At 67.3% G+C, this 9,750-nt stretch carries 8 protein-coding genes and 1 pseudogene; 5 read left to right on the top strand and 4 right to left on the bottom strand.

Translation table 11 applies throughout. The annotated features are described in order from the left end of the window. From Q0672_RS17865 to Q0672_RS17845, 5 genes are all read left to right on the top strand, one after another. A partial coding sequence (locus Q0672_RS17865; protein WP_298624425.1) for an SDR family oxidoreductase occupies positions 1–290 on the top strand: 290 nt, incomplete at its 5' end. A gap of 174 nt (positions 291–464) precedes the next feature. After that, positions 465–1,664, top strand: coding sequence for an acetyl-CoA C-acyltransferase (locus Q0672_RS17860; protein WP_298624423.1), 1,200 nt, complete (start codon positions 465–467; stop codon positions 1,662–1,664). 417 nt (positions 1,665–2,081) lie between these two features. Further along, positions 2,082–3,218 carry an acyl-CoA dehydrogenase gene (locus Q0672_RS17855; protein WP_153162716.1) on the top strand — a complete coding sequence of 379 codons (1,137 nt, stop codon included), beginning with the start codon at positions 2,082–2,084 and terminating at the stop codon, positions 3,216–3,218. A gap of 501 nt (positions 3,219–3,719) precedes the next feature. Continuing rightward, positions 3,720–4,865 (top strand): CaiB/BaiF CoA-transferase family protein, encoded by a 1,146-nt coding sequence (locus tag Q0672_RS17850; RefSeq protein ID WP_298624420.1) that lies wholly within the window; start codon positions 3,720–3,722, stop codon positions 4,863–4,865. A gap of 22 nt (positions 4,866–4,887) precedes the next feature. Beyond that, on the top strand, positions 4,888–5,664 hold the full coding sequence (locus Q0672_RS17845) for an enoyl-CoA hydratase (protein ID WP_153162714.1): 777 nt from the start codon (positions 4,888–4,890) through the stop codon (positions 5,662–5,664). Between the two features lie 63 nt (positions 5,665–5,727). Here Q0672_RS17845 and Q0672_RS17840 read toward each other — a convergent pair whose 3' ends face one another. The 4 genes and pseudogenes from Q0672_RS17840 to Q0672_RS17825 all read right to left on the bottom strand — a co-directional run. Then, entirely contained in the window at positions 5,728–7,467 is a 1,740-nt protein-coding gene (locus Q0672_RS17840) for a bifunctional protein-serine/threonine kinase/phosphatase (protein ID WP_298624417.1), read from the bottom strand. A 2-nt stretch (positions 7,468–7,469) separates the two neighbouring features. Next, positions 7,470–8,282 (bottom strand): formate/nitrite transporter family protein, encoded by an 813-nt coding sequence (locus Q0672_RS17835; protein WP_298624415.1) that lies wholly within the window; start codon positions 8,280–8,282, stop codon positions 7,470–7,472. A 181-nt stretch (positions 8,283–8,463) separates the two neighbouring features. Continuing rightward, on the bottom strand, positions 8,464–8,802 hold the full coding sequence (gene nirD / locus Q0672_RS17830) for a nitrite reductase small subunit NirD (protein WP_298624414.1): 339 nt from the start codon (positions 8,800–8,802) through the stop codon (positions 8,464–8,466). 10 nt (positions 8,803–8,812) lie between these two features. Then, positions 8,813–9,750: pseudogene (locus Q0672_RS17825) on the bottom strand (nitrite reductase (NAD(P)H)); the annotation flags it as partial.

Genomic DNA, 9,750 nt, shown 5'->3' with positions numbered 1-9,750 from the left:
GCTACGCGGCCTCCAAGGGCGGCGTGGTCGCCATGACCCTGCCCATCGCCCGCGAGCTGTGCCGCTCCGGCATCCGCGTGATGACCATCGCCCCGGGCATCATGGAAACCCCGATGCTCCTCGGCATGCCCGCCGACGTGCAGGAAGCCCTCGGCAAGATGGTTCCCTTCCCCTCCCGCATGGGCAAGCCGGCCGAGTACGCCGCGCTGGTCGAGCACATCTTCAGCAACGCCTACCTCAACGGCGAAGTGATCCGCCTCGACGGCGCGATCCGCATGGCAGCCAAATAAACCGGTAAGGAGTGAGGCGTGAGGAGTGAGGAGACCGCGCGAAACGCGCAGTGCCCCTCCCCGCACCTGACCTCGCCCGGCCGACGCCAGCGCACAGCCGCGCAGCCCGGCCTCCTCACTCCTAACTCCTGACTCCTGACTCCTGACTCCTCCCCGAATTAAAAGGAATTCCCAATGAGCAACGCCAACGACCCGATCGTCATCGTCTCCGCCGCCCGCACCCCGATGGGTGGTTTCCAGGGTGATTTCGCCAGCCTCACCGCCGCCCAGCTCGGCGGCGTCGCCATCAAGGCTGCCGTCGAGCGCGCCGGAATCGCCGCCGACACCGTCGAAGAAGTCATCTTCGGCTGCGTGCTGCCCGCCGGCCTCGGCCAGGCCCCGGCCCGCCAGGCCACCCTCAACGCTGGCCTGCCCCTCACCGCCGGCTGCACCACCATCAACAAGGTGTGCGGCTCTGGCATGAAGGCCACCCTGCTGGCCCACGACCTGCTGGTTTCCGGCAGCGTCGAAGTCGTCGTCGCCGGCGGCATGGAATCCATGAGCAACGCCCCCTACATGCTGTCCAAGGCCCGCGGCGGCTACCGCCTCGGCCACGGCCAGCTCCTCGACCACATGTTCTTCGACGGTCTCGAGGACGGCTACAGCAAGGAAACCAAGGGCCGCCTGATGGGCACCTTCGCCGAAGACTGTGCCACCGCCTACGGCTTCACCCGTGAAGAGCAGGACGCCTGGGCGATCACCTCCACCACCCGCGCCCAGGCCGCCATCAAGGACGGCTCCTTCGAGTGGGAAATCACCCCCGTCACCGTGGCCGGGCGCAAGGGCGACGTCACCATCGCCTCCGACGAGCAGCCGCCCAAGGCCAACATCGAGAAGATCGCCACCCTCAAGCCGGCTTTCAAGAAGGACGGCACCGTCACCCCGGCCAACTCCAGCTCCATCTCCGACGGCTCCGCCGCGCTGGTGCTGATGCGCGCCTCCACCGCCGAGAAGCTGGGCGCCAAGCCCATCGCGAAGATCGTCGGCCACACCAACCACGCCGGCCTGCCCGCCAACTTCCCGACCGCCCCGGTCGGCGCCATGCAGAAGCTGCTCGCCAAGACCGGCTGGACCGCCGGCGACGTGGATCTGTGGGAAATCAACGAAGCCTTCGCCGTCGTCACCATGGCCGCCATCCGCGACCTGGCCCTCGACCCGGCCAAGGTGAACATCCACGGCGGCGCCTGCGCCCTCGGCCACCCGATCGGCGCCTCCGGTGCCCGCATCATCGTCACCCTCCTCGGCGCCCTCAAGAAGACCGGCGGCAAGCGCGGCATCGCCAGCCTGTGCATCGGCGGCGGCGAAGCCACGGCCCTGGCCGTGGAGATGCTGTAAGGCAGAAAGCCTTCCGGAATGTCGGGTTACGCCCTGCGGGCTAACCCGACCTACCGAGAAGCAACGCAAGACCGGCGATCCGCGCACCGAGCCCATCAGAAAAGGCTCGGTGCCCAGCCAAAGCCCGTCTGAACCGTCGAGCAGCGCAGTGCCAGCCGGGGCAGTCCGGCGTCGCTGTCTGAGCCCGAAGGGCGAGTTTGCGACGTCGGCCGGCTGGCGCGAGCAGCGCAGAGGAGTCGTCCGCAACGCGGACGACCGGTGAAGCCGGGTCGCCTTCTTTGCCTACTTTCTTGGCGACACAAGAAAGTAGGTCGCCCGCCGGGGCGAGACCCGGCCAATGCCCGCCCAAACGACCACCAAACCGCGTCGTCGGGTACCGCAAAGATCAACGCAAGAAACACCAAAGGACACCGCACCATGATCCTCACCCAAGAACAAGAAATGATCCGCGACTCCATGCGCGCCTTCGCCCAGGAGCGCCTGGCCCCCTTCGCTGCCGAATGGGACAAGCACCACACCTTCCCCGCCCAGGCCCTCAAGGAACTCGGCGAGCTGGGCGCGATGGGCATGTGCGTGCCCGAAGAGTGGGACGGCGCCGGCATGGACTACATGAGCCTGGTGCTGACGCTGGAAGAGATCGCCGCCGGTGATGGCGCCACCTCCACCATCGTGTCGGTGCAGAACTCCCTCGCCTGTGGCATCACGCAAAAATACGGCACCGACCAGCAGAAGGAAGAGTGGCTCAAGCCGCTCGCCCGCGGCGAGAAGCTCGGCTGCTTCTGCCTGACCGAGCCCCACACCGGCTCCGACGCCGGCGCCATCACCACCCGCGCCGACCGCGACGGCGACAGCTTCGTGCTCAACGGTGTCAAGCAGTTCATCACCACCGGCAAGCACGCCCACATGGCCATCGTCTTTGCCGTCACCGACAAGGCCGCCGGCAAGAAGGGCATCAGCTGCTTCCTGGTGCCCACCGCCACCCCGGGCTTCATCGTCGGCCGCACCGAAGAGAAGATGGGCCAGCACGCCTCCGACACCGTGCAGATCATCCTCGAGAACTGCCGCGTGCCCGCAAGCGCGCTGCTCGGCAAGGAAGGTGAAGGCTACAAGATCGCCCTGTCCAACCTCGAAGCCGGCCGCATCGGCATCGCCGCCCAGAGCATCGGCATGGCCCGCGCCGCGTTCGAAGCCGCCGTGCGCTACGCCAAGGAGCGCATCACCTTCGGCGTGCCGATCATCGAGCACCAGGCGGTCAACTTCAAGCTGGCCGACATGAACACCCTGCTCGACGCCGCCCGCCTGATGGTGTGGCGCGCCGCCCAGCTCAAGGACGCCGGCAAGCCCTGCCTGAAGGAAGCCTCGATGGCCAAGATGTTCGCCTCCGAAGCCGCCGAAAAGATCGCCTCCGACGCCATCCAGATCCACGGCGGCGTCGGCTACACCAGCGACTTCCCGGTCGAGCGCATCTACCGCGACGTGCGCATCTGCCAGATCTACGAAGGCGCCAACGACATCCAGCGGCTAGTCATCGGCCGCTCCATCGCCGCCGAGTAAAGGTACGCATAAACCTACTGCGGCCGCCGATCTCGCAACTGCGGTACTCGCCGTACTCGAGTACGGCTGTGTTCCTCGTCGCGACCTCGACGGCCTCGCTACGGTTTCTGCGCACCTTTACGCAGATTGCGCTTCAGGGGCGAACGAGTTCGCCCCAACAACCCTGTAACGAAACCACCCGAGCCTCCCGCAGAGGCTCGGTGCCCAGCCAAAGCCCGTCTGATCCGCCGAGCAGCGGAGAAGCGGGCGGGGCCTTCCGGCGCGGCTGTCTGAGCCGGCGCAACCGGCGAGTTCCGCGCCGGCCGCCCGCTTCGAGCAGCGCAGGGGAGTCATTCGCGCAGCGAATGACCGGTGAAGCCGGGTCGCCTTCTTTGCCTACTTTCTTGGCGAAGCAAGAAAGTAGGTCGCCCGCCGGGGGCGAACACCCCGGCCAACGGCGCGCCAAACAAGCACCGCCAGCCAAATCAAAACAAGAACAACAAAACCAAGGAGACAAAACCAATGGGCCCCCTCCACGGCATCAAAGTCGTCGAATTCGCCGCCCTCGGCCCCTGCCCGATGGCCGCGATGATCCTCGCCGACCTCGGCGCCGAAGTCGTGCGCATCGAACGCAAGCCCGCCCCCGGCGCCAAGCCGGCGTCGGATCTGTTCGATCCCAAGATCGACATCCTCAACCGCTCCCGCCGCGTCGTCACGCTCGATCTCAAGAAACCCGAAGGCCTCGCCGCCGCACGGGAACTGGTCGCCAGGGCCGACATCCTCGTCGAAGGCTACCGCCCCGGCGTGATGGAGCGCCTCGGCGTGGGGCCGGACGACAGCATCAAGGCCAACCCGCGCCTCGTCTATGGCCGCATGACCGGCTGGGGCCAGAGCGGGCCGCTGGCCCACGCCGCCGGGCACGACATCAACTACTTGTCGCTCTCCGGCGCGCTCTCCGCCATCGGCGAGCCCGGCGGCAAGCCGGTGGTGCCCCTCAATCTGGTGGCCGACTGCGGCGGCGGCGCGATGCTGCTGGTGGTCGGCGTGCTCGCCGCGCTCACCGAGGCGCGCAACTCCGGCAAGGGCCAGGTGGTGGACGCGGCGATGACCGACGGCTCGGCGCTGCTCATGACCATGATGTACACCCTCAAGGCCATGGGCCAGTGGGGGCAGACACGCGGCAGCAACCTGCTCGACGGCGGCGCCCACTTTTACGACACCTACCGCTGTGCCGACGGCAAGTACATCTCCATCGGCCCCATCGAACCGCAGTTCTACGCGCTGTTCCTGCAGAAGGCCGGTATCACCGATCCAGACTTCAACCAGCAGTGGGACCGCGCCCGCTGGCCCGAGCTCAAGACCCGCCTCGCCGCCCATCTGGCCACCCGCACGCGGGACGAATGGTGTGTGCTCATGGAGGGCAGCGATGCCTGCGTGGCGCCCGTTCTGGACATGGACGAAGCGCCCGAACACCCGCACAATCGGGCCCGCGGCACCTTCATCGAGGTGGGCGGCGTCGTGCAGCCCGCACCGGCTCCCCGCTTCAGCCGCAGCACCCCGGCAACACCCCGTCCGCCGAAACATGGCGCCACGGGCGAAGACGTGCTCGCAGACTGGGGCTTCACCCCCGACGCCATCGACGGCCTGCGCCGTGCCGGGGCGATTTAACTAAAACACGCTTGGAGGACACATGGATTACCAGAACATCATCGTCGAGACCCGTGGCAAGGTCGGCTTCATCACCCTCAACCGCCCCAAGGCCCTCAACGCCCTCAACGACGCCCTCGTCGATGAGCTGGGTGTGGCGCTGGACGGCTTCGAGGCCGACGAGAACATCGGCTGCGTGGTCATCACCGGCTCCGAGAAGGCCTTCGCCGCCGGCGCCGACATCGGCATGATGGCCAAGTTCAGCTACATGGACGCCTACAAGGGCGATTACATCACCCGCAACTGGGAGCGCCTCAAGACCTTCCGCAAGCCGGTGATCGCCGCGGTGGCCGGCTTTGCCCTGGGTGGCGGCTGTGAGCTGGCGATGAGCTGCGACATGATCTTCGCTGCCGACACCGCCAAGTTCGGCCAGCCCGAAGTGAAGCTCGGCACCCTGCCCGGCGCCGGCGGCACCCAGCGCCTGCCCCGCGCCGTGGGCAAGGCCAAGGCCATGGACCTGTGCCTCACCGCCCGCATGATGGACGCCGCCGAAGCCGAGAAGGCGGGCCTCGTGGCCCGCGTGATCCCCGCCGACAAGCTGGTGGAAGAAGCCCTCGCCGCCGCCGCCACCATCGCCAGCTATTCCCTGCCCGTCATCATGATGATCAAGGAATCCATCAACCGCAGCTTCGAATCCGGCCTCAACGAAGGCCTGCTCTTCGAGCGCCGCGTGTTCCACTCCAGCTTCGCCCTCGACGACCAGAAGGAAGGCATGGCCGCCTTCGTCGAGAAGCGCAAGGCCGAGTTCAAGAACCAGTAATTCCGCGGTTCGCGCAGCACACGGGAAAGGGGCTTCGGCCCCTTTTCTGCGTTCACCGCCCCCTCAGTGCCCGAACACCCGCAGCCCCAGCAATCCCACCACCGCCAGCGCCAGCACCGCGGTGCTGCACTTCCAGAACAGCACCGGATCACGGTCGATCAGCGGGGTGGCGCGTTCGTTCTGGAACTGCGGGCCCGGCGCCTTCAGATCCTGCACGAACTCCGAGATCACCTCCTGGCGCTTGTCCGGCTGGGGGCTGAGGGCCTTGCCGAGCACCGCGTCCACCCACGCCGGCAGATCCGGGCGCAGATGACGCGCAGGCACGTAGCGCAGACGGCGCAGATCCGCCGGGCTGCGCACGCGGGTGGCCTCCAGCCCGTAGGGCAGCTGGCCGGTGAGGAGCTGGTAGGTGATCGCCGCCAGCGAGAACAGCTCGCTGCGCTGGCTGCCGCCTTTGCCCAGCAGGTATTCCGGCGCGGCGTATTGCAGGGTGCCGGGCACACCGGTGACGAGGGCGTCCCGGTGATATTCGGCCAGCCCTTCCACGTGGGCGTTGGCCAGGTCGATGAGCTTGACCGTGCCCTGGGCGTCGATCATCACGTTCTCGGGGCGCAGATCCTGGTGGAGCATCTCGCGCCGGTGCAGGGCCTGCAGGCCCTGGGCGATCTGCTCGACGATGCCGCGCACGCTCTCGAGGCTGGGCTTGGGGTTATCCACCCGCCACTGGGCGAGGGTCTGGCCGTCGATGAAGGCCATCGCCACGAAGAGGTGGCTGCGCGGGCGGTCGCCGGGCCAGGTCTTGACCACGTGGGGGCTGTCCACCCGGCGGGCGATCCATTCCTCCAGCACGAAGCGGTCGAGGTAATCCGCGTCCTGGCTCAGGTCCACCGACGGGGTCTTGATGACGTACTGCTGGCCACTCACCTGATCCACCGCCAGATGCAGGTGGCTGCGGGCGCTCACCTGCAGCTCGCGCAGGATGGTGAAGCCCTCGAACTCCATCCGCGGCGCAAGTTGGGGCGGCATCGCCAGCCCCTCGCGGCGCAGCTGCGGATGGGGCGCGTCGCTCGCCGGCAGGGCGTCGATGCGCAGGAGCTGCAGGGTGGCGTCGTCGGTGGAGCCGCGGCGGTGGGCGAGGCTCACCAGATCGGACGCGGCGGCATCCAGATCATCCGGATGGCGGCCGAGGGCGGCGTGGATGTCGTCGGCCTGCAGGTGGGAGTAGGCGCCGTCGGTGGCGAGCAGGTACACCTCGCCCACCTCGGCCGCCCAGCCCCGGTAGTCGATCTCCACGTGGGGCCCGACGCCCAGCGCCCGCCCCAGATACGACTCGGTGGACGACATGCGCACCCGGTGATCCTCGGTGAGCTGCTCCAGCGCGTGGGGATGCAGCCGGTAGATGCGCGAATCGCCCACGTGCAGCAAGTGCAGGTCGCGCCCCTTGAGGATCAGCGCGCAGAAGGTGCACACAAAGCCCCGGTCCTTCTCGAAGCGCCCGTCGCCGCCCATGGTCTGGGAATGCAGCCACGAGTTGGTGGCCGAGAGCACCCGCTCGGCCGCCCGGCGCACCGACCACGCCTCCGATGTGGCGTAGTAATCCTCGAGAAACGAGCCCACCGCCGTCTGGCTGGCGAGCTGGCTCACCGCGCTCGAGCTGATGCCGTCGGCAATGGCCAGTGCAATGCCCTTGCTGGCCAGCTGGTGGCCCTTGGGCAGCAGGGCGCCGTGGAAATCCTGGTTAACGTCGTGAGCCCCGGCCAGGGATGCCTGGCCGAGGCTCACACGCAGGGCGCTGCCAGTCACGCTCAGGCGGCCTTACGCTTCGGCGCGGTCTTGTAGTGGGTGGAATACAGGGTGGCGCCCACGAAGGTCAGGCCGCCGACGAGGTTGCCCAGCACGGTGGGGATCTCGTTCCAGATCATGTAGTCCATGAAGGTGAAGTTGCCGCCCAGCATCAGGCCCGACGGGAAGAGGTACATGTTGACGATGCTGTGCTCGAAGCCCATGTAGAAGAACACCAGGATCGGCATCCACATGGCGATGACCTTGCCCGACACGCTGGTGGACATCATCGCGGCCACCACGCCGGTGGACACCATCCAGTTGCACATCACGGCGCGGATGAACAGGGTGAGCATGCCGGCGGCGCCGTGGGCGGCGTAGCCCACCGTGCGGCCTTCGCCGATGTGGCCGATCTTCACCCCGACGGCGTTGGGCGCCTCGGAGAAGCCGTTGGTGAAGATGATGGCCATGAACACCGCCACCGTGAGCGCGCCAGCGAAGTTGCCGGTGAACACCAGCCCCCAGTTGCGCATCACGCCGCCCCAGGTGGCGCCGGCGCGCTTGTCGAGCACCGCCAGCGGCGCCAGGGTGAACACCCCGGTCAGCAGATCGAAGCCCAGCAGATAGAGCATGCAGAAGCCCACCGGAAACAGCAGGGCGCCGATCAGCGGGTTGGCGGTATTCACCGACACGGTGACGGCGAAGGCGGCGGCGAGGGCCAGGATGGCGCCGGCCATGTAGGCGCGGATCAGGGTGTCGCGGGTGGACATCAGCAGCTTGGATTCACCGGCGTCCACCATCTTGGTGACGAATTCGGCAGGAGCGAGGTAGGCCATGTTGGTTTCCTTCGTGGTGGCCGGCAGGCTCGATCGCGCGGTGGCCGCGCGTCGGGCATTGTTGTGTGCCGGCGGGTTGATTCAGGCGATGTTGTTGGTTTGCCTGCTCCCTGTAGGTCGGACTTCAGTCCGACACCACAGGAGGAGGCAGGGGATGTCGGACTGAAGTCCGACCTACAGATCAGGCCAGCGCCACCTGCACGCTGCCGTCCTCGATGCGCACGGTGTGGGCGCGCACCGAATACTCCGGCGCTTCCAGGCACACGCCGTCGGCGAGGTCGAAGTGGTTCTTGTAGAGCGGCGAGGCGACCACCACGTGATCGCCCAGGTTGCCCACCAGCCCCCGGGAGAGGACGCTGGCGCCGGATTTCGGGTCCACGTTGTCGATGGCGTAGAACTGCGTCTCGCCGACGCGGAAGACCGCCACGTGGCGCCCGCTCACCAGCGCGCTGACGCCGGTGTTGGGCAGGATGTCGTCCACCGGGCACACGGTGGTCCATTCAAGGGGTGCGATGCTCATGGCGGGCTCCTCAGGCGGTTTCGGCAAGTTCGGCGGAATCGGCAGCGCGGCGCTCGTCGGGGCGGGCCGGGCGGATCTGGCCACGCTCCTCCACAAAGACGATGTGCTCGTCGGCCTTGTCGCTATTGACGAAGGTGCGGAAGCGCTTGCGCACGTCCGGGTTGGTGACGGCGGTCTTCCATTCGCACTGGTAGGTATCCACCACATGCTGCATCTGGGCTTCCAGCTCGGCGGCGAGGCCCAGGCTGTCGTTCACCACCACGTCCTTCAGGTAGTCGAGGCCACCTTCCAGGTTGTCGCGCCAGGTGCTGGTGCGCTGCAGGCGGTCGGCGGTGCGCACGTAGAACATCAGGAAGCGGTCGATCAACTGGACCAGCTTCTCCTTGGTCAGGTCGGCCGCGATCAGCTCGGCGTGGCGCGGCTTCATGCCGCCGTTGCCGCACACGTAGAGGTTCCAGCCCTTGTCGGTGGCGATGATGCCCACGTCCTTGCCCTGGGCTTCGGCGCACTCGCGGGTGCAGCCCGATACGCCAAACTTGATCTTGTGGGGCGCGCGCAGGCCCTTGTAGCGGTTCTCCAGTTCGACCGCGAGGCCGACGCTGTCATCCACCCCGTAGCGGCACCAGGTGGAACCCACACAGCTCTTCACGGTGCGCAGGCTCTTGCCATAGGCGTGGCCGGATTCAAAGCCGGCAGCGATCAGCTCTTCCCAGATCAGCGGCAGCTGTTCGACGCGGGCTCCGAACAGATCGACCCGCTGGCCGCCCGTCACCTTGGTGTAGAGGCCGTACTTCTTGGCCACCTGGCCCACGGCGATCAGGCCGTCCGGGGTCACTTCGCCACCCGGCATGCGCGGCACGACCGAGTAGGTGCCGTCCTTCTGGATGTTGCCGAGGAAGTAGTCGTTGCTGTCCTGCAGGCTGGCCAGATCCTTCTTCAGCACGAACT

Origin of the sequence: uncultured Zoogloea sp., from assembly GCF_937894855.1 — a bacterium.
Taxonomy (GTDB): Bacteria; Pseudomonadota; Gammaproteobacteria; order Burkholderiales; family Rhodocyclaceae; genus Zoogloea; species Zoogloea oryzae.
Note: the sequence above shows the minus strand (reverse complement) of the source record. Positions and strands in the feature narration are given on the sequence as shown.